Annotated in this window: 19 protein-coding genes and 1 tRNA gene; 6 read left to right on the plus strand and 14 right to left on the minus strand. The window is 65.3% G+C overall.

What is annotated here, in order from left to right:
• Window positions 1-11 precede the first annotated feature (11 nt).
• Window positions 12-2,390 carry an endopeptidase La gene (gene lon, locus ACE10X_RS33305; RefSeq protein WP_038382931.1) on the plus strand — a complete coding sequence of 793 codons (2,379 nt, stop codon included), beginning with the start codon at window positions 12-14 and terminating at the stop codon, window positions 2,388-2,390.
• Between the two features lie 81 nt (window positions 2,391-2,471).
• Here the strand turns inward: lon and ACE10X_RS33310 are convergent, their stop codons facing one another.
• From ACE10X_RS33310 to ACE10X_RS33330, 5 genes are all read right to left on the minus strand, one after another.
• A complete protein-coding gene (locus ACE10X_RS33310; RefSeq protein WP_028342462.1) occupies window positions 2,472-2,720 on the minus strand; it encodes a hypothetical protein in 249 nt (82 codons plus the stop codon).
• A 153-nt stretch (window positions 2,721-2,873) separates the two neighbouring features.
• Window positions 2,874-4,529, minus strand: a complete 1,656-nt coding sequence (locus tag ACE10X_RS33315) for an OFA family MFS transporter (RefSeq protein WP_038382942.1) — start codon at window positions 4,527-4,529, stop codon at window positions 2,874-2,876.
• 331 nt (window positions 4,530-4,860) lie between these two features.
• Entirely contained in the window at window positions 4,861-5,130 is a 270-nt protein-coding gene (locus ACE10X_RS33320) for a sulfurtransferase TusA family protein (RefSeq protein WP_038382930.1), read from the minus strand.
• 54 nt (window positions 5,131-5,184) lie between these two features.
• Window positions 5,185-5,712, minus strand: coding sequence for a molybdopterin-guanine dinucleotide biosynthesis protein B (mobB, locus tag ACE10X_RS33325; protein ID WP_375763408.1), 528 nt, complete (start codon window positions 5,710-5,712; stop codon window positions 5,185-5,187).
• A gap of 177 nt (window positions 5,713-5,889) precedes the next feature.
• Window positions 5,890-6,192 (minus strand): hypothetical protein, encoded by a 303-nt coding sequence (locus ACE10X_RS33330; RefSeq protein WP_244435704.1) that lies wholly within the window; start codon window positions 6,190-6,192, stop codon window positions 5,890-5,892.
• Window positions 6,193-6,717: 525 nt separating this feature from the next.
• Here ACE10X_RS33330 and ACE10X_RS33335 point away from each other — a divergent pair.
• Window positions 6,718-7,029, plus strand: a complete 312-nt coding sequence (locus ACE10X_RS33335; RefSeq protein WP_028342466.1) for a hypothetical protein — start codon at window positions 6,718-6,720, stop codon at window positions 7,027-7,029.
• Window positions 7,030-7,212: 183 nt separating this feature from the next.
• On the plus strand, window positions 7,213-9,774 hold the full coding sequence (locus tag ACE10X_RS33340) for a fused MFS/spermidine synthase (RefSeq protein ID WP_157787878.1): 2,562 nt from the start codon (window positions 7,213-7,215) through the stop codon (window positions 9,772-9,774).
• A 230-nt stretch (window positions 9,775-10,004) separates the two neighbouring features.
• Here ACE10X_RS33340 and ACE10X_RS33345 read toward each other — a convergent pair whose 3' ends face one another.
• Entirely contained in the window at window positions 10,005-11,954 is a 1,950-nt protein-coding gene (locus ACE10X_RS33345) for a molybdopterin biosynthesis protein (RefSeq protein ID WP_038382921.1), read from the minus strand.
• A 9-nt stretch (window positions 11,955-11,963) separates the two neighbouring features.
• Complete coding sequence (locus ACE10X_RS33350) at window positions 11,964-13,073, minus strand: molybdopterin-binding protein (RefSeq protein ID WP_038382920.1); 1,110 nt, start codon at window positions 13,071-13,073, stop codon at window positions 11,964-11,966.
• A 185-nt stretch (window positions 13,074-13,258) separates the two neighbouring features.
• On the opposite strand from ACE10X_RS33350, the gene ACE10X_RS33355 reads away from it, so the two are divergent.
• Window positions 13,259-14,470 (plus strand): ABC transporter substrate-binding protein, encoded by a 1,212-nt coding sequence (locus ACE10X_RS33355; protein ID WP_038382919.1) that lies wholly within the window; start codon window positions 13,259-13,261, stop codon window positions 14,468-14,470.
• 83 nt (window positions 14,471-14,553) lie between these two features.
• Here the strand turns inward: ACE10X_RS33355 and ACE10X_RS33360 are convergent, their stop codons facing one another.
• On the minus strand, window positions 14,554-15,522 hold the full coding sequence (locus tag ACE10X_RS33360; protein WP_038382918.1) for a TAXI family TRAP transporter solute-binding subunit: 969 nt from the start codon (window positions 15,520-15,522) through the stop codon (window positions 14,554-14,556).
• A gap of 119 nt (window positions 15,523-15,641) precedes the next feature.
• Between ACE10X_RS33360 and ACE10X_RS33365 the strand changes: the two genes are divergently transcribed.
• Window positions 15,642-16,610: a tripartite tricarboxylate transporter substrate binding protein gene (locus tag ACE10X_RS33365; RefSeq protein ID WP_038382928.1), complete on the plus strand. Its 969-nt coding sequence runs from the start codon at window positions 15,642-15,644 to the stop codon at window positions 16,608-16,610.
• 186 nt (window positions 16,611-16,796) lie between these two features.
• Window positions 16,797-16,872 (plus strand) — tRNA-Ile (locus tag ACE10X_RS33370).
• 17 nt (window positions 16,873-16,889) lie between these two features.
• Here the strand turns inward: ACE10X_RS33370 and ACE10X_RS33375 are convergent.
• The 6 genes from ACE10X_RS33375 to ACE10X_RS33400 all read right to left on the minus strand — a co-directional run bounded on the left by ACE10X_RS33375 (window position 16,890) and on the right by ACE10X_RS33400 (window position 24,309).
• Complete coding sequence (locus tag ACE10X_RS33375) at window positions 16,890-18,116, minus strand: Zn-dependent hydrolase (protein WP_038382917.1); 1,227 nt, start codon at window positions 18,114-18,116, stop codon at window positions 16,890-16,892.
• Window positions 18,113-18,943 carry a type 1 glutamine amidotransferase gene (locus ACE10X_RS33380; protein WP_375763409.1) on the minus strand — a complete coding sequence of 277 codons (831 nt, stop codon included), beginning with the start codon at window positions 18,941-18,943 and terminating at the stop codon, window positions 18,113-18,115. Before ACE10X_RS33380 ends, ACE10X_RS33375 begins: the two co-directional genes overlap by 4 nt.
• 3 nt (window positions 18,944-18,946) lie before the next feature.
• On the minus strand, window positions 18,947-20,119 hold the full coding sequence (locus ACE10X_RS33385; RefSeq protein ID WP_038382915.1) for an iron-containing alcohol dehydrogenase: 1,173 nt from the start codon (window positions 20,117-20,119) through the stop codon (window positions 18,947-18,949).
• Window positions 20,120-20,128: 9 nt separating this feature from the next.
• Window positions 20,129-21,514: an aldehyde dehydrogenase family protein gene (locus tag ACE10X_RS33390; RefSeq protein ID WP_375763410.1), complete on the minus strand. Its 1,386-nt coding sequence runs from the start codon at window positions 21,512-21,514 to the stop codon at window positions 20,129-20,131.
• 33 nt (window positions 21,515-21,547) lie between these two features.
• Window positions 21,548-22,855, minus strand: coding sequence for a glutamine synthetase family protein (locus tag ACE10X_RS33395; protein ID WP_244435703.1), 1,308 nt, complete (start codon window positions 22,853-22,855; stop codon window positions 21,548-21,550).
• 110 nt (window positions 22,856-22,965) lie between these two features.
• Window positions 22,966-24,309, minus strand: a complete 1,344-nt coding sequence (locus ACE10X_RS33400) for an aspartate aminotransferase family protein (protein WP_038382926.1) — start codon at window positions 24,307-24,309, stop codon at window positions 22,966-22,968.
• Between the last annotated feature and the right edge of the window lie 216 nt (window positions 24,310-24,525).

Genomic DNA, 24,525 nt, shown 5'->3' on the forward strand with positions numbered 1-24,525 from the left:
AGGATTTCGACATGGCTGCCTCAGACGTTTCAAGCCCAGCATCGACTTCGACGCCGATCCCGAGCGACGCGCTGATCATCGTCCCGGTGCGCAACACCGTGCTGTTTCCGGATGTCATCATTCCGATCACGATCGCGCGCGCGACGTCGATCGCCGCGGCCCAGCAGGCGGTGCGCGAGCAGCGGCCGATCGGCATCCTGCTGCAGCGCGATCCCGAGACCAACAATCCCGGTCCCGACGGGCTTTACCGCGTCGGCACAACAGCCAACATCGTGCGCTACATCACCGGCGCCGACGACACCCACCACCTGGTCTGCCAGGGCGTGCAGCGCATGCGCGTGCTCGACTATCTGCCCGGCACGCCGTTCCTCGCGGCCCGCGTGCTGCAGATCCCGGAGCCGACCACCACCTCGCCCGAGATCGAGGCGCGCTTCCTCAATCTGCAGCGCCAGGCGCTGGAGGCCGCGCAATTGCTGCCGCAAGTGCCGCAGGAGCTGATCGCCGCGCTGCAGGGCACCACCTCGCCGGCGACCCTCGCCGACCTTGCGACGTCCTACATGGACATCAAGCCGTCGGAGAAGCAGGACATCCTGGAAACCATCGATCTCGTGGCGCGGATGGACAAGGTGTCGCGTCACCTCGCCGAGCGCATCGAGGTGCTGAGGCTGAGCCAGGAGATCGGGCAGAAGACCAAGGCCGTGTTCGACGAGCGGCAGCGCGAGGCGATCCTGCGCGAGCAGATGGCGACGATCCAGCGCCAGCTCGGTGAAGGCGACGGCAAGGCTGCAGAAGTCGCCGAGCTGACCAAGGCGATCGCAGATGCCAAGATGCCGCCGGAGGCCGAAAGCCAGGCGCAGAAGGAATTGCGGCGCTACGAGCGGATGCCGGAGGCCGCGGCCGAGTCCGGCATGGTGCGCAGCTATCTCGACTGGCTGATCGACCTGCCCTGGAGCCTTCCGGAGGAGAAGCCGATCGACATCGCGGAGGCGCGCAAGATCCTCGACCAGGACCATTATGGCCTCGAGAAGATCAAGAGCCGCATCATCGAATATCTCGCGGTGCGCAAGCTCGCGCCCGGCGGCAAGGCGCCGATCCTGTGCTTCCTCGGCCCGCCCGGCGTCGGCAAGACCTCGCTCGGCCAATCGATCGCGCGCGCGATGTCGCGGCCGTTCGTTCGTGTCTCGCTTGGCGGCGTGCATGACGAGGCCGAAATTCGCGGCCATCGCCGCACCTATATCGGCGCGCTGCCCGGCAACATCATCCAGGCGATCAAGAAGGCCGGCGCGCGCAATTGCGTCATGATGCTGGACGAGATCGACAAGATGGGCCGCGGCATCCAGGGCGATCCGTCGGCCGCGATGCTCGAAGTGCTCGACCCCGAACAGAACAGCACGTTCCGCGACAATTATCTCGGCGTGCCGTTCGACCTCTCGCGCGTCGTCTTCATCGCCACCGCCAACATGCTCGACGGCGTGCCCGGGCCGCTGCTCGACCGCATGGAGCTGATCAGCCTTGCCGGCTACACCGAGGACGAGAAGCTCGAGATCGCCAAGCGCTATCTGGTGCGGCGCCAGCTCGAGGCCAACGGGATCAAGGCCGAGCAGGTCGAGATCGATCCGGATGCGCTGCGGCTGATCATCCGCAGCTACACCCGCGAGGCCGGCGTGCGCAACCTGGAGCGCGAGATCGGCAAGGTGCTGCGCAACGTCGCGGTGCAGATCGCCGAAGGCAGCACCAGCCACGTCACGATCGCGCCGAAGGACATCGTATCGCTGCTCGGCCAGCCGAGGTTCGAGAACGAGATCGCGATGCGCACCAGCATTCCCGGCGTTGCCACCGGGCTCGCCTGGACCCCGGTCGGCGGCGACATCCTGTTCATCGAGGCGTCACGCACCCCGGGCCGCGGCGCGCTGATCCTCACCGGCCAGCTCGGCGAGGTGATGCGCGAGAGCGTGCAGGCCGCGCTGACCCTGGTGAAGAGCCGGGCGTCCCAGCTCGGCATCGATCCCGGCGTGTTCGAGAAGAGCGACATCCACGTCCACGTTCCGGCCGGCGCAACGCCGAAGGACGGCCCGAGCGCGGGCGTTGCGATGTTCACCGCCCTCACCTCGCTGCTGACCGACCGCACGGTGCGCAGCGACACCGCGATGACCGGCGAGATCTCGCTGCGCGGCCTCGTGCTGCCGGTCGGCGGCATCAAGGAGAAGGTGGTCGCCGCCGCGGCCGCCGGCCTGACCCGCGTGATGCTGCCGGCGCGCAACAAGCGCGACTTCGACGACATCCCCGCCGGCGCCCGCGCCAAGCTGGAGTTCATCTGGCTCGAACGGGTCGACGAGGCGATCGCAGCAGCGCTGGAGGCCGCCAAGACGACGCCCGCCGCCGCGGAGTGATCGCATCTCAAACGCAACAAGAGGGCGTGACAGCGATCGCTGTCACGCCCTCCTGCGTTGCAGATACCGGAGCGGTGTCGCTCAGCTCTTGCCCATGCATTCTTCGATGTAGAACCAGCGGTCGTCGCCGGTCAGGCCCTTCGACTTCACCTCGGCGCGGCAGGCCTTCAGCTTTGGCTTGTTGGCCTTCCACTTCGCCTTCATGTCCTTCAGCTTCTGCATGGTGAGCTTGACCTTCGACGGCTTGGCCTCGGTGGTCTGGGCTGATGCGGTGTGCAGCGAGCCGGCGAGAAGCAAGGCGGCCACAAGACAGCTTGCGGTACGAAACATGACTGAAATGTCCCTTGATTATCTGTTGAATTGAACGGCGTAGCGCTTCTTGTCTGACGCGTTTTCTTCACGCGAACCGGCATCCACTTCGCTCGAAAACGCTTCGGGCCGCGCGCGGGATGCCAGATGTCCCGCGCGCGGCCCGGTCTGCGATCAGAGGATTTTGACCGCGCTGAGCAGCGTCATGTAGACGCCCCACGCCAGCGGAATGCCGACGAACAGCCAGAACAGCGCCGCCTTGACGTCGAGCCCGCCGAACCCGATCCCGTAGGAACCGTGCGGCCCGGCCGCCGCGGCGCTGGCGCTCGCATCCTGCAGCTTGGCGACCTCGGCGTCGCTCATGTGCCATTTCGAATCGACCGGCTTGATCAGGTAGTTGCAGATCAGGCCCGCGATCAGCATGGCGCACAGGATGTACATCGTGGTGTTGTAGAGCTGGTCGCGCGGCACGCCGGCGGCCAGCTGGAACTCACGGATGTAGTTCACCACGACAGGACCGATGATGCCGGCGGTCGACCACGCCGTCAGCAGACGGCCGTGGATGGCGCCGACGAACTGGGTGCCGAACATGTCGGCGAGATAGGCCGGCACGGTGGCGAAGCCGCCGCCATACATCGACAGGATGATGCCGAAGCCGAGCACGAACAACAGCTTCGATCCCATCGCGGCGAAGGTCGGCGCCAGCGCATAGAGCGCGATGCCGAGGATGAAGAACGTGTAGTAGGTGTTCTTGCGGCCGATCTTGTCCGACAGCGACGCCCAGAAGAAGCGGCCGCCGATGTTGAACAGCGACAGCAATCCGGCAAAACCGGCCGCGATCGCCGCGATCTGCGCCTTCTGTCCGGCATCGAGCTGGTTGAAGCCGACATTGGGCAGGCCGATCAGCTTGCCCGCGAAGATCTCCTGCAGCATCGGCGAGGCCATGCCGATCACGCCGATGCCCGCCGACACGTTCAGGCAGAGCACCCACCAGATCAGCCAGAATTGCGGCGTCTTGTGCGCGTTGTCGAGATGGACGTTCTTGGTCGAGATCATCGCGTTGGCCTTCGTCGGCGGCGTCCAGCCCTCGGGCTGCCAGCCGGCCGGCGGAATGCGATAGCGGAACGCGCCGATCATCATGAACACGAAGTAGATCGCGCCCATGGCGAGGAAGGTCTCCCAGACGCCGACCGAGGTCGGGGTCTTGAAGTAGTTCATCAGCTTGTCGGCGAGCGGGGCGCCGATCATCGCGCCGCCGCCGAAGCCCATGATCGCCATGCCGGTCGCCATGCCGCGCCGGTCGGGGAACCATTTCACCAGCGTCGACACCGGCGAGATGTAGCCGAGGCCGAGGCCGACACCGCCGATCACGCCGGAGCCGAGCCACATCAGCCAGAGCTGGTGCGTGTAAACGCCGAGCGCGCCGATCACGAGACCGCCGGCCCAGCACAGCGCCGCGACGAAGCCGGCCTTGCGCGGGCCGACCTTCTCAAGCCAGCCGCCCCAGATCGCGGCGGAGACGCCGAGCAGCACGAAGAACAGCGTGTACATCCACCCGAGGCTCGCGACCTTCCAGTCGCAGGTGGTGGTGAACAGCTCCTGCACCAGCGAGATGTCGGGGCACGCCTTCGGCGCGGTCAGGCCGATCGCGCGCGACAGCGGCAGCCAGAACACCGAGAAGCCGTAGGCCATGCCGATGCACAGATGGATGCAGAGCGCGGCCGGCGGCACCAGCCAGCGGTTGAAGCCGGCGGTCGCGATTGTATGTTCCTTGTCGAGGAAACCTGCACCTGACGCGGATACGCGTCCGGCGCTGCTCACTGTGGTCATTGACACCTCCCCTGCAGCCGCCATTACGACAGGCGCATCTGCATCTTCGATCCCGTCTCAGCCCCTTGCGGCCGCCGTCAGCCGGCTGCGCCGCACATTCCCTCAATGCGCCGGGACCAACCACGCGCATTCCCGAAATGCTAACCCCCAATGCGGCCGGATATTGCCGAAGCCGTGCAGCCTCTGATCTGGATGCAGGCCGGCATTTGTCCGTGCACGTGCCTCCGTTCAGGCACAACTCGACTCTATCTCCGCGACCCGGCGGAGATTATCAATTCGCGCAGAAGGCGAAATAGGTGTCGATAGGCAAAAGGTAGATATCAAGCTGCATCTAGCTGGTACGCGGCAACGCAGCATTCGAATTGCCTATCGCTCCATTGATCTTCTCGATCAAGAAGACGATCCGGGCGTCGCTGCGTTCGGTGATCTCGACCCTGTCACCGGTCTCCTGGATCAGGGCCGGGATATCGATCACCGAAAGCGGATCGGTGCAATGCACCTCGAGGAAATCTCCCGCCGTCACGCTCCTGAGGGCCTTGCGCGTCTTCAGCGCCGGCAGCGGGCATTTCAGGCCGGTGAGATCGAGCTTCGTCGTTGTCATGGTTCGACCATGGCGAAGCCGTCCTGCATCGTCAACGCCGCCTCCTCATCCGCTTCAGCCTTCGGCCGGAGCCTGCGCGAGCACGTCGTCGACGGGGATCGCGGCGCGCAGCATCAATTCGGCAACGTCTTCGATGTCGTCGAGATGCGCGACCGGCAGCGTGGTTGCAACGGCGACGTCGCTGGCGATCCCGACCACGCGCGGGTCGTCGGGAAACAGCAGCGGCTTGCCGTTGGCGGCGCGGTACACCTCGATCTTGTTGACCGGCTCGCGCTTGAAGCCCTCGACCACGACCAGATCGACGTGCGCCATCTTGGCGAGCAGCTCCGGCAGCCGCGGCTCATCGGCGCCGCGCAGCTCGTGCATCAGCGCCCAGCGCCGCGTCGAGGATACCAGCACCTCGGTCGCACCGGACTGCCGGTGCACCCAGGAGTCCTTGCCGGGCACGTCGACATCGAATTCATGGTGGGCGTGCTTGATCACGGAGACGCGCAGGCCGCGGCCCAGCAGGCAGGGGATCACCCGCGACAGCAGGGTGGTCTTGCCGGCACCGCTCCAGCCCGCGAGGCCAATCACTTTCATCCGCGTCTCCGAAGACATACCAATCGTTAGGGCATCCACGCCTGCTGTTCCGCCCGACATCGATGGCCGGGACCAGCGGTGACGACGGGAAGCCGCGACTTGCGCCCAACGCTGCTTATATCAGCCTTGAAGCAATGTCATGCCAGGCTTGCCGGCGGATGAGGATCGCCTGGCTCGCTAGAGGACGGCCCTCGGAAACTCCTGCAGCAGCTGTGCCCACAGCACCGCGAACGCGATCAGGCCACAGACCCCAAGCGCCGCGGTGAATCTCGGCAATCGGCCGATGGCGACGAGCAGCCAGGCCGGCAGGAAGAACAGGCCGAACACCATGCCGAGCGGGAACACCGCCAGCCACTGGAAGCCGGTGCCGTCGCCCGGCGGCACATGGGCGATGGCGTAGAAGGTGTAGAGCCAGAACAAGGTGCCGGCCGCCGCGACGAGCGCGGCGATCTTGCGAAAATTGACGGTGTCGAGTGCCATGACGGGTTGGTCGCCGCAATCGGCGAACCAGTTCAGGGGCCGCTGCGCAAGTCGGGCGCACTCAAGCCGGGCTCACCAAGTGAGGCTCGGCAGCGTCGGCTCGCCCCGCGCGGCGCGCTATCCCGCAGGATCAGTCGGTCCGTTGACTGACCGGCCGCCCCGGCTTGGCAAGCCTTGCCGATCGGCTCTCTCTCGGGGGCTGGTCACGCATCCGCAGCCTCTTCCGCGGCCGCTGCGTATCGACTGCCAGCACTTCTTCCAGCGTTGTATTCCTAAAACGAAGCCTTCTTAACATCGCTCCGCTCCTCGAGCGGGTGGGAGCCCCATCGGTCGCTCAACCACCGACGTCCGCAACAGGGCCCATGTCGGTGATGAGAGATAACCAGCGACGGGACGCTTTGCTCCAAGGGAGCCACTGCATCCTTCGTCTGACGGCGCGCGATCGCGCTATCCACCGGATTTACCTCAAAATTTCCAATGCGCAGGGCGATCGGAACACGATAATGTGCACCGTGGAGACCATGTATGCCTCGCTCGCCATCTATCGTGCCGCATTCAATCGACCACGACATCTATCTGGTGCTGAACGATTTTGGCCGACTGGGTCGTGCCTGGAGCGAAACCGATGAGGAAGGCACTGACCGGAAAACGTTGATCCGGCGGTTGCTGGATGACCAGTACAGCCGTCCGGTCCGCATCGTGGCCTTCAATACCAACGAGGGATGGTCGCGCGACGTCACGACCGACATTGCCGACGAGCTTCGGCGCCGTTTCGTCGAATACGAAGAGGTCCCGCGCTCCGTGCTGGAGTTCGTCGAGACGGCCATGCGGCACTGAGCTGGATCCACAACGCACAGGCCCTCTCACAGCGCGATCGTCGGCCCCGGCAAGCATGCGCCAAACGGCAATTTTCCGAGCAATTTCAACGCGATTCGGCTGCCGCGCAGCGTCGCTCCGCCATAAGGCAATATTAAGAGCATTTGCCTTACCTGTTCTCCCGTTCAACGGGAGACCGGTCCAGTGCGCAATCGTGGTGGCGTTCGAGATGCCGTAAGCCTGAAAAACCGGGTTCTGGTCACGGCGATCTTTTTGGCATCGGGCGCGGCATCGCTGATCCTGCAGGTTCTCTGGTTCAAGCAACTGCAATTCGTGCTGGGAAGCGCGACCGTCTCCGTCAGCGTCACGGTGGCAAGCTTCTTTTTCGGTCTCTCGCTGGGCAGCGCCCTGGGAGGCCGGATCGCCGACACCGTCAGCCGCCCCCTGAAAATTTACGGGTTTCTCGAACTCGCTCTCGCCCTCGTTTCTCTCGCGGTCACCGCGTTTCTGTCGCATTGGCCGACATGGGTGGGCTGGCTGTCACCGATGCTGGATCTGGAGTCGCCATTCCGGCTGCCTCTCATGGTCGCCGTGTCGCTCGCCATCCTGTCGCTGCCGACGATGTTGATGGGCGCGACCCTGCCCTTCCTGGTGAAATTCCTGACCCGCGCACAAACCGACCTCGCCAATCGCATCGGTCTGCTCTACGGGTTCAACACGCTGGGCGCCGCCATCGGCACCCTGGCTGTCGGCTTTGTGCTGATGGGTCTTTGGGGCATCGCAGGATCGAGCCTGGTTGCGGCAGCGCTGTATATCTGCGTCGGCGTTGTGGCCCTGTTCGTTGCGCGCGGCGCAAGCCCGCTCTTGCCGGTCGCGGCACGGGCGCCGGTGCAAACCGCCGCGACCGCGGGTGACAGGACGTCGATCCTGATCTGGATTTTCGCGTGCTCCGGTTTTGTGTCGATCGCCTATGAGGTCGTCTGGTTCCGGTTCCTGACCAATGTCAGCACCTCGAGTGTCTACGCGTTCTCGGGCATGCTCGGCGTTTACCTGCTGGGGCTCGTGATCGGCGCCCTGATCTGCGCCAGGCTGCTCGCCCCCCGCAAGGATCAATTGCTGCGGTACTTCGCCGTGACGCAGCTGCTGATCGCGGTTGCGGCCACGCTGACCGTCGGAATACTCGGCAAGGCGCGGACCATGGGAGTAGCGCTGTCGCCCGTCGTATCGGGCCTGCTTCCAGTCCCGGTGCAGGAGCTGTTGGGGGGTGACGTTTCATTCTTCCTGGTCTGCGCTGTTGCCCTGTTGCTGCCGACGACGCTGATCGGCATCAGCTTTCCGCTGGCCAGCGAACTGACCGTGATGCAGATGAGCGCGCTGGGCCGCAGGATCGGCACGCTCTACGCCTTGAACACGATTGGCGGCGTCGTGGGCTCGCTGGCGGCGGGGTTTCTGCTGATCCCCTGTCTGGGCAGCCAGGGCGCGCTCACCGCGCTGATTGTCGTGAACGTCCTGCTGTTCGTCGCGACGACCGTGTCGCAGCCGGATCTTCTGAGAGAAAGGAGCCTGTGGCGGCAAGGGACAATCGCCTCGAGCGTCATCGCCGTAGCGCTGCTGCTCTTCACCCCACACTATCTGGAGCGGGTCCTGACCGCGATCGAAGGCGCCAATGTGCTCGAGTTGCGGGAAACCCGGCAAGCGACCTTTGCGGTGGTCGAGTATCGCGAGAAGGCGGCGGGCACGTATCAGCAGTTGGTGGTGAATTCGAAGAGCTATGCCAACAACCGTCCCGAGGGCAGACGCTACATGGCCGCGATGGGGCACTATCCCATTCTGCTGCACCAGGGCCCGGTTGAAACGGCTGTCGTCATTTGCATCGGGACCGGGACCACGGTGGGAGCGGTCAGCACCCATGAGGAATTGCAATCCATCGACGCGGTCGATCTGGCATCGACGGTTTTCGAATTTGCGCCCCACTTCGTGCCTATCAACAAGCAGTTCTATCAAAATCCCAAAGTTCATCAGATCGTCGCGGACGGGCGCCACTTCCTGCTGGGGACCAAGGAGACATTTGACGTCATCACGCTCGAGCCGCCACCGCCTCATGATGCCGGCGTCATCAACCTCTACACGGAGGAATTCTATGCGCTGGCAAAGCAGAAGATGCGTCCCGACGGCGTTCTCGCGCAATGGGTGCCGCTGGATTTCAACCGCGGCATTCTTCCGAAGATGATACTCAAGGCCATGATGGGCCAGTTCAAGCATGTCTCGCTGTGGCTGCCGTCCAGAATGGAAGGCGTGGCGATCGCCTCAGATGAGCCGTTGAACATCGATCCGCGCGAGCTCGCCATCCGCATGTCGAAGCCCGCGGTGGCTGAAGACCTGACGGCAAACGGCCTCGGCTCGCCCGAGGATTTCCTGGCGACATTCATCGCCGCCGATGAAAAACTCGCGGCCTTCGTCGGGGATGTGCCGAGCCTCACGGATGATCGGCCGCGTCTCGAATACTACAACTGGTATCCGCTGAGTTCGGTCAGCGTGGACGAACTGAAGCGCCTCCGCGAGCCGGTGGAAGCCTATCTTGCCGACCGGTCCATCGACGGGGCCCGTCTCGACACCGCGCGCACGGTGGCCAATGCGATCCTGGATGAGCACAAGGCCACGGCCGACGGCGACAAATCCGCCGCCCGAGCAGCGCTTCGCCTGGCCGTCAAACTGGACCCGGACAATTCCTACGTCGACTTCCTGGACCGCAAGCTAAGCGAGTGATCAGGGTGCCTCCGGCAGGACAATTCATGTCGCGAGAACGCGGATGTGTGATCCTCTGGCCGCGCAACGCATTCAGTGTCGTCCCTGCGAAAGCAGGGACCCATAACCACAAATGCAAGTTGTTACGCGATGCTGGAACGACGAGTCCCGCCTGTAACGCCCGCCGCGGCGTAGGGTCCCTGCTTTCGCAGGGACGACAGCTGTGACTGGTGCGGCAGAGCGGCACACCGCTACGCCGGCCTGAACCCCGCCTTCGTCAATGCGGCCCGCCCTTCATCCGACGCCAGTGCATCGAGAAAGGCCTGCACCGCGGGCCGCTGCTTGCGCGCCGTCACCAATGCGAAGTCATAATGCTCTTCGGCGAGCGGTATGAAGCCGAGTCCCGACGCATCGGCGACCGGCGCGATGGTCATGCCCCAGTCGGCGCGGTGCTGCGCCACGGCGGCTGCAACCGCATTGTGCGAGCGCGGCTGATTCCAGTAACCGTCGGGCCGGCTGCCCGCCAGCAGGCGATCGATCAGGATGCGGGTGCCGGCGCCCTGGTTGCGGTTGACCATGATGCAGGTGGGATCGGCGAGCGCGGCGCGCACCGCCTGCTCTGCGCTCAAGCCGGCAAAGCGCGTGTCGTCCTTGCGAAACACGATGCCCTGCATGCGCCGCCAGCCCGGCACCAGCTCGAGCCCGTCGGTCAGATACGGCGTGTTGTAGGTCTCGGTCTTGTCGTCGAACAGGTGGATCGGGGCGAGATCGCATTCGCCGCGCTTGGCGGCAGCGAGCCCGCCGAGGCTGCCGACCGCGATCGAACGCACCACAAGCCCGGCATGCGCCAGCGGCGCGGTGACGAGATCGAGCCCGGTGCAATGGCTGCCGACGATGACGAGATCGGGCACCCGCACATGCGGCGTGAACAGCGTCACCTCGGCGTCGCTGCCGGCCGGCAGCTGGTCGGCCAGCGCCTCGATCTTCAGGAAGCCGTCGGCCTGCGCGAACGAGGTGATCGCGCCCGAACCCTTGCCGCTCGGATAGGCGATCAGGCCGTCGGCGCCCTCGACCAGCGACACCATCACGAACTCGGTGCGCCCGAGCTCGGAGGCGATGCGCACCGGCACCTTCGCCGCCACCTTGGCATCCGACCGCGGCGGCAGCCCGGCCATCCGGCGCAGCGCCGGCACGATCATATCGTGGAAGGTGAACATCGCCGAGGTCGGAAACCCCGGCAAGATGACCACCGGCTTGCCGTCGCACACCGCAAGGCACAGCGGCTTGCCCGGCTTCAGCGCCACGCCATGCGCGATGATGCCGGGCTTGCCGAGGCGAGCGATGATCCGGTGCGAGACGTCGCCCGCGCCCTTGGAGGTGCCGCCCGACAGCACCAGCATGTCGCTGTCCGCCAACGCCTTGCGCATCGCGGCCTCGAGCATCGCCTCGTTGTCGGCAATCGCGCCAAGGAACGCCGCGTTGCCGCCATTCTCGGCAATCGCCGCGGTGACGATCGCACCATTGGTGTCGTAGATCGCGGCCGGCCGCAGCTTCTCACCCGGCTGCACCAGTTCGTCGCCGGTCGAGAGGATTGCGACGCGCGGACGGCGCGTCACCGCAACCTCGCTGATACCGCAAGCCGCGAGCATGCCGATCTCGCGCGACCCGATCATCGTTCCCGCGCGCAGCAGCGCCTCGCCGCGCGCGATGTCGGAGCCGGCATAGGACACGAACTGGCCGGGCGACGCCGCACGCCGGACCTCGATCATGCCGTGGCCGGCGGGCTGGGTGTGCTCGACCATCACGATGGCATCAGCGCCGCGCGGCACCGGACCGCCGGTCGCAATCGCAGTTGCAGTACCCGGGAGCACCGGCAGGGTGGGCGCAGTCCCGCACGAAATCGTCTCGTCGTTCAGCGCGAGCTGCACCGGCGCGGCCTCGCCGGCGCGCGCCAGATCGGCCGAGCGCACCGCAAAGCCGTCGACATTGGAGCGATCGAATGGCGGCACGTCGATCGGCGCCACCACGTCCTCCGCCAGCGCACGGCCGAGCGCATCGGCGAGCAGCCGTCTCTCGGACGGCAATTGGCGCGGGAACAGCGCCGCCTCGAAGCGTGCGAGCGCCTCCTCGCGCGACAGGATGGTCAGGAACTGGTCCTGCTCGACGGATGGATTGGGTTTCGACGTGAAACTGTTGGTCATCTCGGGAACTCACTCCCGCAACATATAGGCATCGACCACCGTGCCCGCAGGGAAGCCCTCGGCGGCGCCAGGCACGATCAGCAGGGCTTCGGCGCGCGCAATGGCATCGAGCGACAGGTCGCCGGTCGCAAGCGCCGCCCAGGAACCTTGCTCGCGTATCAGAAGCACGACCTCGGCAACGCCGACGCCGGAGGCGATCTTGCGTTCCAGCGGCAGCGCCAGCGTTTTGCGCGAGCGCCGACCCGACAGGCGGTCGAGCAGGGGAAGCGCAATCGCCCACCAGGCCGCGAAAGCCTGATCCGGCGCGCCCGGCAAGGCGACGACCGGCGTTGTATGGATCCGTCCGATCGCCATGGTGCGCCCGGGCTGCAGCGCGATGCCGTGCGCGATCAGTGCGCCACGCGTTGCCAGCGCATTCACTGTCGCATCGGTGTGACCAACGCCGGTGCCCCCGATCGTGACCATCAGATCGCAGCCGTCGGTATCGAGTGCGTTTGCAATCGCCGCCACATCGGGTGCCGCCTCGATGCCGACGACCTCAACGCCCGCGAGGCGCGCGATGTCAGCGATCAGTTGTGCGGTCAGCTCACCATTGGCGATGTTGACGATGCGAAGCCGCGGCCGTCGCACACGCAACACCTGCAGTCCGGCCGCGCGCGCGAGCAGCAGGCCGCGCGGCAGCAGCGGCTCCCCTGCTGCGATCACGGTGCGCCCAACGGCGATGTCGCTGCCGGCACGCCTGACGCCCTGCCCCGGGATCGCTTCGGCGAGCACCTGCGGAAGCGGACCGGAGGTATCGACGGCATCGGCATCGACCACGCAGTCGGTGCCTTCAGGCATCGCGGCCCCTGCCGCCACCCAGACCGGAGGTTCGGCCAGCGGCAACGGCGCATAGGACGACGCGCCGACCAGGTCATTGGCGCGCATCGCCCACCCGTCGCTAACCGCGACATCGTGCGGCGGGTAGGCGCGCAAGGCCGGCATCTCGGCTGCAATGCAGCGCAAGGCGTCGGCCGGCGGCAACGCGATCGGCTGGACCGGCCCGACGTCGCGCAGCACGGCCGCCAGTGCCGCATCGAGCGGGGTGAGCGAAGGCGGAAGGCGCTGGGCGGTGACCATGGCCCGCTATGGACTGAATCGGCCCCGAAAGAAACTGCCTCTCGCCGCACCGGGGCTGCGTCATTAGACCGATGGCGCGTTGACGCAGTCCCCAATATAGTTGCAAAAGAAACCAATATGACCGGGTCCCCGAAGGCCCGGCACAACCAATAATGGCCAATGCGCCAATTCAGGAGGGAGACAGAATGAAGGCCACCAGACTAGCCATGTTCGGGACGCTCGCAGCCGCGCTGCTGGCGTCCCCGACCGTATCGGCGCAGGTATCCGACGACATCGTCAAGATCGGCGTGCTCACCGACATGAACGGCCCCGCCTCGACGCCGACCGGCCAGGGCTCGGTCACCGCCGCGCAGATGGCCGTCGACGATTTCGGCGGCAAGGTGCTCGGCAAGCCAATCTCTGTGATCGTCGGCGATCACCAGCTCAAGCCGGATATCGGCGCGACCATCGCGCGACGCTGGTATGACGTCGATCAGGTCGACCTCATCGTCGACGTGCCGGTCTCGGCGGTCGGGCTCGCGGTGCAGAACATCGCCAACGAAAAGAAGAAGCTGTTCATCACGCACTCGACCGGCGCGACCGATTTCCACGGCAAGTTCTGCTCGCCCTATGCGATACAGTGGGTGTTCGACACCAGGGCGCTCGCGGTCGGCACCGCGCAGGAAGTGGTGAAGCGCGGCGGCGACAGCTGGTTCTTCATCACCGACGATTATGCGTTCGGCCACTCGCTGGAGAAGGACGCCTCCGCGATCGTGACCAAGAACGGCGGCAAGGTGCTCGGCGCGGTGCGGCCGCCGTTTGCGACGCCCGATCTGTCGTCTTTCATCCTGCAGGCGCAGGCCTCGAAGGCCAAGATCATCGGCATTGCCGGCGGACCGCCCAACAACACCAACGAGATCAAGACCGCCGCCGAGTTCGGCGTCTTCGCCGGCGGGCAGCAGATGGCGGCGCTGCTGGCGCTGATCACCGACATCCACTCGATCGGGCTGTCGGCCGCGCAGGGCCTGCTGCTGACCACCTCGTTCTACTGGGACATGGACGACAAGACCCGCGAGTGGTCGAAGCGCTATTTCGCCAAGATGAACCGGATGCCGACGATGTGGCAGGCCGGCGTCTACTCCTCCGTGACCGCCTATCTGAACGCGATCAAGGATGCCGGCACCGACGATCCGCTGAAGGTCGCGGCCAAGATGCGCGAGAAGCCCGTCGAGGATTTCTTCGCCCGCAACGGCAAGCTGCGCGAGGACAATCTGATGGTGCACGACCTCTGGCTGGTGCAGGTCAAGACCCCGGCCGAGTCGAAATATCCGTGGGACTATTACAAGATCCTGGCCAAGATCTCCGGCGATGACGCGTTCGGCCCGCCGGACCCGGCCTGCGCGATGGCGAAGAAATAGGACAGGCGAATGACGAATAGAGAGTAGCGATGGCGATGGATCAGAATTTCCATTCGCCATTCGCTACTGGCTATTCGCCCTCTTCATTTCGCCACCCCGATCTCGCGGAAGTATCTGAGCACGCCGGGGTGGATCAGGTCGGTATCAGGCGCGGCGGCGACGGTGTTCGCCGCCGTGGTCTCGCACGCCTGGGCGAGCTTGTTGCAGAAGGTCGCCTCGACGCCGTGCAACGTCTTCGCCAGCCGATAGGCGACATCGTCGGGCAAGGTCTCGCGCACCAGGATGTAGCTCCAGGAGCCGACCGAAGAGATTGCCGCGGTCTGCTTCGGATAGCTGCCGGCGGGGATCGTCAGCGGCTTGAGGAAAGTGTGCTTGGCGCGGATGCGGGCGATCTCGTCCGTGGTCGGTGCGATGAAGCGCGCGCCGGTGGCGCTCTCGGCCATCTTGGTGAAGCCGGGCCAGCCGATGCCGGCGCCCCACAGCGCGGCGGCGCGGCCGTCCTCGACCATCGCGGGCCCGTCGCCGGCGCGATCGAGATAGATCGACTTGAAGTCCTCGTCCTGCTTCAGCCCGATGCCGTCGAGGATGTAGCGCGACAGGATCGGCAGGCCGGAACCCTTGGCGCCGAACGCGACGGGCTGGCCGACCAGATCCTGGATCGTCTTGTAGGGGCTGTCCGCCCGCACCACGAACATGCCCGGGCTCGAATACATCGCGGTGAGGATCTTGAGCTTCGTGGCCTTCGGCCGGCCGATGCCCATGAAGGCTTCATAGGACGGCTCGCCGGCGACGGTTGCGATATCGATGTCGCCGGCCTCGAGCAGCGGGATGTTCTCATTGGAGCCCTTGGTGTTGCGCGGCTCGATCGACAGCGTCGGGTCGGCCGCATTCATCACCTCGGCGAAGGCATTGCCATACAGCGGAAAGCCGCCACCCGGCGTCGCCGTGGCGAAACTGATCGTGGTTTTGGAAATGGTCTTGCTCCCCTCCTGCGCCGCCGCCCCGCCCGCGAGCAGCAGCGCGCCGGCGCACACCATAACAGCAATTTTCATCCCGACCCTCAAGCATTCCACACGAGCCCGACTATCGTCGCACGGGCGACGTCGTAGGCAAAGCCAGCGTTTTGTGAAACCATGCCGGCAACAGTCACAAGAAAATGACGGGAGAGACGATGATCCGGTTCGCGCGTGCTGCCTTGCTTGGTTTGATTTGCTGCCTCGCCTCGATTGCCCCCTCATCCGCATCCGACTATCCGAACCGCCCGGTGCGCTGGGTGATCGGGTTTGCCGCCGGCGGCCCGGTCGACATCGTCGCCCGCATCATGAGCCAGTGGCTGTCGGATCATTTCGGCCAGCAATTCATCGTCGAGAACCGCACCGGATCGGGCGGCAACATCGCGGCCGCCGCTGCGATCAACTCGCCGGCTGACGGCTATACACTATTGTTCGTCGCACCCAACAACGCGATCTCGACCTCGCTCTACAAGAAGCTGCCGTTCGACTTCCTGCGCGACACCACCCCGGTCGCGAGCATCATGCAGCTCACCAACATGCTGGTGGTCTCGAACGCGATGCCGGTGAAGACCGTCCAGGAGTTCATCGACTACTGCAAGGCCAATCCGGGCAAGATCTCCTATGCCTCTTCGGGCAACGGCACCTCGGTGCACATGTCGGCCGAGCTGTTCAAGGCGATGACCAAGTGCGACATGCTGCATGTGCCGTATCGGGGATCCGCGATCGCCTTCCCCGACATCATCTCCAACAAGGTGCAGCTGATCTTCGACAATCTGCCGTCGGCGCTGGAGCAGGCCCGCGGCGGCAGCGTCCGCGCGCTCGGCGTCACCTCGCCGAAGCGCTGGGCGGGCGTGCCCGACGTGCCGGCGATCGCCGAGACCGTGCCGGGATTCGAGGCGGTCGGCTTCTACGGCATCTCGGCGCCGAAGGGCACCCCGCCGGAGGTCGTCGATGCGCTCAACAAAGCGGTGGGTGAAGCGCTGAAGGATCCCAAGCTCGTGGCGCGACTCGCCGAAGTCGGCGGGATCCCGAAGCCGATGGCCCCGGCCGAATTCGGCAAGCTGGTGGCCGACGAAACCGAGAAATGGCGCAAGGTCGTCGAGTTTGCCGGCGTCTCGGTGGATTGAGGCGCCGGTCGCCAGGGAGCCAAGCAAGATGGCTGCCGGCCGCTGTTCCAGCGTGCCGGCTGCCAGACGTGGCTGGCCCGGCGGCGATGGCACAGGGACGCGGGGGCAGCATTGCCGAAACCGCGGTCACCCTGTAAACGGAGCCCGCACCGTTGCCGGCCGCGCCCCGCGGCCCGCAAGGCGGCGGGGCCTGTAGCTCAATGGTTAGAGCCGGCCGCTCATAACGGTCTGGTTGCAGGTTCGAGTCCTGCCGGGCCCACCAACCGCACCCGCAACGCCTCACGCCTTCGCAGTTACCATTCTCCACAGCACCTCGGTCAGCACGGCGTAGCCCTTGTCGAGGGCCGCGGGCGCCGTGAACTCGCGCGGATTGTGGCTCAGCCCGCCCTGGCTCGGGACGAAGATCAACGAGGACGGAACAGATTTCTGGATCGCCAGCGCGTCGTGGCCGGTAATGGTCTTGAGCGTCATGGCCTTGAAACCGAGATCCGCGGCGGCAGAAAGGACCAGTGCCACGCCGCCGGGATCGAGCACGGTCCCCGCTCGCCTCTCGTCGGCTACGATCGAGACACCAACGCCAATCTCGCCCGACTCACGCTCAATTCGCCGCAGAAAGCGGTCGCTGATCGCTGAGACCACGGCTTCGTCCTCATGCCGGATCTCGAACCAGACCCGAACACGGCCCGCCACGACATTCGGCGAGTTGGGATAAACGCTGATGCGCGCCGCGGAGGCATGGGCGCCCGCTGTCTCGCTCGCGATCTCCTGGTATAGCGCCTCGATCGCCCGGGCCGCTGCGCGCAGGGCGTCGCGGCGGAGCGCCATCGGCATCGGTCCGGTGTGCGAGTAGTCGCCTTCGAACATCACCGATATCTTGCGCGTCATCCAGGCGCCGGACACTGCGGCAATGTCGGCGGCCGCCTGCTCCAGGCGATCGCCCTGCTCCACATGCAGCTCGACATAGCGCACCGGATTGTGTTCGAGCGGCGTCGTCCCGCAATAGCCGATCGCGGACAGCGCCTCGCCCAGGGTGACGCCCTCTGCGTCGCTGCACGTATATGCATCCTTCAGGCTCAGGGCGCCGGCGAAAACCGAGCTGCCGGTCAGGCTGGGCTGGAAGCGGGCACCCTCCTCATTGGTCCAGTTCACGACGGCGAGGTTGCGTCGCGCGGCGCCGGGATTGGCACGGCAACGCTCCCTGACGGCCTCGACCGCAAGGATCCCGGCGAGCACGCCGAAGACCCCGTCATATCGTCCTCCCGTCGGCTGGGAATCGAGGTGCGAGCCGGTCATGACGACGTCCGTGGACGCCGGCGCCAGCATCGCCACGCCAAACAGATTGCCGATCGCATCGATCCTCGGAACAAGGCCGCGATCGGCGATCTCGTGCAAGAAGAGGTCCCTCGCCTCCTTGTCGCGCGCCGTTCCAGCCAGCCGACACACGCCACCGTCGTCGGTCGCACCGATCCTGGCAAAGCGCGCGATGAGGTCATGCAATGCGGTCATGTCTGCTCCAGCGATGCGATCCAGTTCCTCAGCTCGGTCTGCCGGCAATCATGGCTCAGAATGTCGCGGTGAAGTGCCAATTTCCAGGCGAGATCGCCACGCCGTTCGTCCACGTCGAGCGCCGAAAGGTCGGCGGCATAACGCGCGAGCGCGTCCAGATCGGCAAAGAAACCCTCGTCAACCAGGAGCTGTCCGTAGCGCCGGATGACGGCGACGACGTCGTGCAGGCGATATTCGGGATGATACTGCACGCCCCAGAATAGCCCGCGACCGAAACGGATCTCCGCCGCCTGAACCTCGCACATGGTATTCCAGGCGGTGACGGTTGCGGACTGGGGAAGGCGGGTGACAATATCGCTGTGGATGGCCGGCGCGTCGAAAACCGCCGCACGACCAGCATGCATGGGATGAGTGCGGCCTTCAGCCGTCAGCATAATCCTTCGCGCGAATCCGACCTCGCGTCCCGCCGGGTTGAGACCGACCTCGCCGCCCGCCGCGACCGTCGCGAGCTGCAAGCCCCAGCACGAGCCGAACATTGGCACGCCGCGAACGAAGATCTCGCGCACGAGGTCGATCTGCCGCAGCGCTTCGACCTCCCGCTGGTAGATATTGAGGGCCGATCCCGTGATCGCGATGCCGTGGTAAGCTTCGAGCGGTTGCGGCAGCGCGAAGCTCGCATCCGCCGGCGTCGCGATGTCGACGACGACGCGAGGTGCAAGCGACCGCAGGACCGCCGCATAGCTCTCCGCAGGCATTGCGCCCGCCGTCTCGGCGATCCGTCGCCGGCCGGCCAGAGTATTGCCCTCGAGAACGAGCAGCCTCAGCACGGTTCAGCTTCCAAGATCGCCTCGAATGGCGGCCAGCGTCAGCTGCTTGAACTCGGGCTCGGTCAACGGCCGCGGATTGGCACCCGCCGTCGGATCCTTGACGGCATCCGCCGCGATCGTTCCGGCATCGGTCTCCTTCACCCCGAGCTCGGCGAGCGTATGCGGCACGCCGAGCTTCTTGCGGAAGGCCAACAGCCAGGACAGCACGGCATGGAAGTCTTGGCCCGGCAGGTTGAGCGCGCGGGCAATGTGCGGAATCTTGTCGGCGATCGCAGCCTTGTTGCAGACCAGGACATAAGGGAAGACCACACCATTGGTCAGCCCGTGATGAGTATCGTATCGGGCGCCGACCGGATGGGATATCGAGTGGATCGCGCCCAACCCCTTCTGGAACGCAGTGGCTCCCATCGAGGCCGCAGCGAACATGTAGGCGCGAGCTTCGAGGTCGCGACCGTTCTCGACCGCACGCGGCAGATAGCTGTCGACGATCTTCATCCCCTCCAGCGCGATGCCGTCGGCAAGCGGGTGAAATGCGTTGACGCAGTAGGCCTCGAAGCAGTGCGACAGCGCATCCATGCCGGTTGCCATGGTGAGAAACGGCGAGAGACCGACCGCGAGCTCGGGATCCTCAATTGCGATCCTGGGCATCATCATGGGATGGAAAATGATCTTCTTCTCATGGGTATCCTCACGGGTGATCACGCCGGCGCGGCCGACCTCGGACCCCGTGCCCGCCGTCGTCGGCACCGCAATGATCGGCGCGATGCCCTCAGTGTTGGCGCGCGTCCACCAATCGCCGACGTCCTCGAAATCCCAGACCGGCCGCGACTGCGCCACCATGAAGGCCACACATTTTCCGACGTCCAGCGCCGAACCTCCACCCACCGCTATCACGCCGTCATGACCGCCGGCCTTGAAGGCTTCGACGCCGGCCGTCAGGTTGGTTTCGGTCGGATTGGCCTTCACGTCGGAAAACACGGCGAGCGGAATGCCCGACTCGCTCACGCGGTCGACGATGCCGGCGATGAGATCGGTCTTGGCGAGCCCGTGATCGGTAACCAGGAGCGGCCTGGTGAGGCCGTTGGTCCTGCACGCCTCGGGAAGCTCGGCAATGCGGCCCGCACCGGTGACGACGCGCGTCGGAAAATTCCAGGCGCCGGTGATCTGAACGTCCATGTGCTGCTCTCAGTGCTCGATGCGAAGGTGGAATGATTTGGGTCTCGTCAGCGCCTCGAAGCCGAGGCGCGACATGGCGGCACCACGTCCGGTGTCCTTGACGCCGGTCCATGCCAAGGCGGGATCGACATAATCGCAGCGGTTCATGAATATGGTGCCCGTTGCAATACCGTCACCGATGCGTTCGGCTGCGGCGGCGTCCTCGGTCCAGACCGATGCAGTCAGGCCATACGGGCTGTCGTTCATCAGGCCAATCGCCTCCTGATCGGAGGAGACCTTCATGAGGCCGACCACGGGCCCGAAACTCTCCTCCATCATCACCTGCATGGAGTGATCGACGCCGACCAGGACCTGAGGCATCAGATAGGCCGTACCGACCTTGTCCGCCGGAAACCGGGCCGGATCGATCAGAGGCCGCGCGCCTTTTGCCACGGCCTCGCCGATATGGGCGCGGACGGTATCGGCAAAGCGTGTCGCCGCCATCGGGCCGAGCGTTGTGTCCTGCGACAGCGGATTGCCGAGCCGGTAGCGCGCGGTCAGGCCGGCAAAGGCGTCGACAAAGGAGTCATAGATGCGCTCATGCACGTAAATCCGCTCGATGCCACAGCAGCACTGGCCAGAATTGTAGAAGGCGCCGTCCACGAGCTGCTCGATCGCGAAATCGAAATCGGCGTCCGGCCGTACATAGGCCGGATCCTTTCCGCCGAGCTCCAGCCCAAGGCTGATGAATGTCCCGGCTGCTGCCCGTTCGACCGCCCGGCCGCCGGCGACCGAGCCGGTGAAGTTCACGTGGTCGACCGAGCGCGATGAGATCAACTCCCTGGTCATGCCATGGTCGAGGGTGAGCATCCTGAACAAGCCCCTGGGCAGGCCAACGCGGTCCAGTGCCGCCTGGAAGCGCTCGCCGACCAGCAGGGTCTGTGCGGCATGCTTCAGGATCACGGCATTGCCGGCCAGCAGCGCCGGCACGATGGTGTTAGCCGCCGTGAGATAGGGATAGTTCCAGGGCGCGATCACCAGCACGATGCCGGCAGGGACGCGCTTGATCATGCGGCGGAAGCCGGGACGCTCGGCCGGCACGATCGGCGCCAGCGCCTCATCGCTGAGCTCGACCAGTGCGCAGACGCGCTCTTCCAGGCTACGCAGTTCGCCGCCATGGCGCACCGGCCGGCCCATCTGCATCGCGAGTTCCGGAACGACCTCGTCGTTCTGCACCCGCATCTCGTGCAGGAAGGCGAGCATCATGGCCTTCCGCTCGGCGAGCGGCACCCTTGACCATTCCTGCTGCGCTTTCCGCGCTTGCGCGAGAGCCGCTGCGACCTCAGCACCGGTTGCGACGGGCCGCCGCGCAACCTCGTTGCCGTCGACCGGAGAAATGCAGACGATATCGTTCACGTGATGTCACTCGTCTTCGAAGCAAGATCGGTCTCAGATGATCTCAAAGTAGCGCGCGAGCTCCCAGTCGGTGATGGCCTTGCGAAACTCGCGCTCCTCCCACTGCCGCGTCATCGCGTAGTGATCGACGAAGACGTCGCCGAACAGGTTGCGCGCCGCCTGCGAAGCGACCAGCCGATAAGCCGCTTCCGACAGTGTACGCGGAAACGCGCGCTCGGGCGGATGCTTGCGGTCATAGGCATTGCCGGTGATCGGCTCGTCCGGTTCGATCCGGTGCTCGATTCCCCAGAGGCCCGATCCAAGCGCAGCCGCGATCGCGAGATACGGATTGATGTCGGCGGCGGCGACGCGGTACTCGACGCGCTGGCTCGACGGCTTGCTGGGAATGACGCGCAACGCACAGGTCCGGTTCTCGATTCCCCAGGTCGCGTCGGTCGGCGCCCAGAAGCCGGGGATCAGGCGCGAGTAGCTGTTCACGGTCGAGGCAACCATCGCAAGCAGCTCCGGCAGCAGCGCCTGCTGGCCGCCGACGAACCAGCGCATGATGTCGGACATGTCGCCGGGTCTGCCGCCCTGGTGAAAGACCGGCTTGCCGTCCCGGTCGCGCAGCGACAGATGCAGATGCCCGGATTGCCCGGGATAGGTGTTCGACCACTTGGCCATGAAGGTGAGCATCTTGCCCTGACGCTCGGCCCAGACCTTGGAGAAGGTCTTGAACAGCACGGCGCGGTCGGCAGCGGCGAGCGCATCGGTGTATTGGATCGCGGCCTCCAGCACGCCGGGTCCGGTCTCGGTGTGCAGGCCTTCGACCGGCATGTCCATCTCGTTGCAGAGCTTGAGCAGCGAACGATGAAATTCCGACTCGACGGAGGCGCGCAGCATGGAATAGCCGAACCAGCCCGGCGTGAGATTCTTCAGGCCGCGAAAGCCCTTCTCGCGCACGCTGTGCGGTGTCTCGTCGAACACGAAGAACTCGAACTCCGCGGCCACGGACGGCGAGAACCCCATGGCTTCGGCGCGATCGATGATGCGGCGCAGCAGCCGGCGCGGACACAGCCCGGCCGCGGCGCCCTCGAACTCGCCGAGGAAGAACAGCATGTTCTCTTCCGTCGGCACATCGCGGCAGGTCGAAGGATCGATGCGCGCGGTCGCGTCGGGAAAGGCCGTATGCCAGCCGGTGAACGCACCATTGTCGTACATCTGGTCGTTGGAGTCCCAGCCGAACACGATGTCGCAGAAGCTGAAGCCCGCCTCAAGCGCACCGACGAACTTGTCGCGCGCGAGATATTTTCCGCGAATGACACCGTCGAGATCGACGATGCCAAGCTTGACGTGGGACAAGCCCCGCTCCTCGACAAGAGCCTTCGCCTCGGCGGCGGTTTTTATGCTTCTTGCATCCATGGTGATCAAATCTTCGGCTTTGGTGACATCGCGGGCTATCGGCGATCGCGTCAGGACGCGGCGATCTCGCGCAACTCCTCGTCGCAAGCGGTGATGAATATGTCGGCGTGGTCCTTGCCGAAGCACAGCGGCGGACGAATCTTGAGCGTATTGCCGAAGGGACCCGCAGCACCGATCAGGATGCCGCGCTGGCGCAGGCGGTTGATCAGCAGGCTCGCATGCTCCGCCGCGGGCTCCTTGCTGTCGCGGTCGCGCACCAGCTCGAGCCCGATGAACAGGCCGGCGCCACGAACGTCTCCGATGGTCACGTGGCGATTGCCGATCTCACGCAATCCATCCATCAGTTGACGGCCGGCCTCGCGCGCGTTCTGCATCAGGCCCTCGTCCTCGATGACGTCGAGCACGGCAAGGCCTGCGGCCGCGGCCACCGGGTTGCCGCCGAAGGTGTTGAAGTACTTCACCTCCGCGGCGAAGCCATCGAGCAGCGCGGCGCGCATGGCGACGCCGCCCATCGGAAAGCCGTTGCCCATGGGCTTGCCCATCGTGACGATGTCGGGGACGACGCCATGGCGCGCGAAGCCCCACATCGCCGCCCCGGTTCGTCCGAAGCCGGGCTGGACCTCGTCGGCGATGAACAGTCCCTGACGGTCGTGGACGAGCTTCACGGTGGGTGCCAGGAAGCCGGCAGGGTCGGCATAGATACCGTCGCTCGAAAAGATCGTGTCGACCAGCAGCGCGGCAAAGCCGAAGCCGCTGCGCTCAAGATCGGTGATCGCTGCGGCAACGCTCTCAGCGAAGCGCTGGCCAGGATCGCCGACCGGATTGCGATACATCTCGGGTGCGGGAACGGCGCGCACGTGGGGCGGCAGCGGCTGACCGGGACGCGAAGACGGCGAGACATCGGTCACGGCTGTGCTGTTGCCGTGGTAGGCGGTCTCCGTGACGATGAAGCCCGTCCGCCCGGTCGCCACTTTCGCAACCCGCAGCGCCAGGTCATTCGCCTCGCTGCCGGTGCAAGTCAGAACCAGATGATTGATCCCGCGCGGAAACGTCGCAAGGAGACGCTCGGCATAGCCATCGACGACGTCGTTGAGATAGCGTGTGTGCGTGCTGAGCAGGCCGGCCTGACGGCTGATCGCTTCGACGACGCGCGGATGCGAATGCCCGACCGACGGGACGTTGTTGTAGAGGTCGAGATAGCGCCGGCCATCGACGTCGAACATGTAGACGCCTTCAGCGCGCGCCATCCGGATCGGCTCCTGGTAGAACAGGACCGAGGCCTTTCCGAAGGAACGCAGGCGCCGTTGCACCGCCTCGCCGAGCGCCGGGTCGATTGACGACACCCGGCCCTGATCGAAGGCGTTCAACGCCAGAATCTCTTTTTCCTGCTGCATCGCCCGCCTTCCCTTTGGCCCGCGGCCTGCGCGGACCAAAGCCGTCCCCTGCAGAGATCATGCCCCAGCCGTTCCGCTACGACCTTGGGTCCATGTGCGAATTCCCACAATTGAAAAGCGGATTGCAGGCACAAGACATCAGAACGTCAGGCATGCGTTCCGCATTCCAAAAACATATTACATATGTTTCAGTACCTTATGCGATCACTGCGATCC

The organism is Bradyrhizobium sp. Pha-3, assembly GCF_042258325.1.
Lineage (GTDB): Bacteria > Pseudomonadota > Alphaproteobacteria > Rhizobiales > Xanthobacteraceae > Bradyrhizobium > Bradyrhizobium elkanii.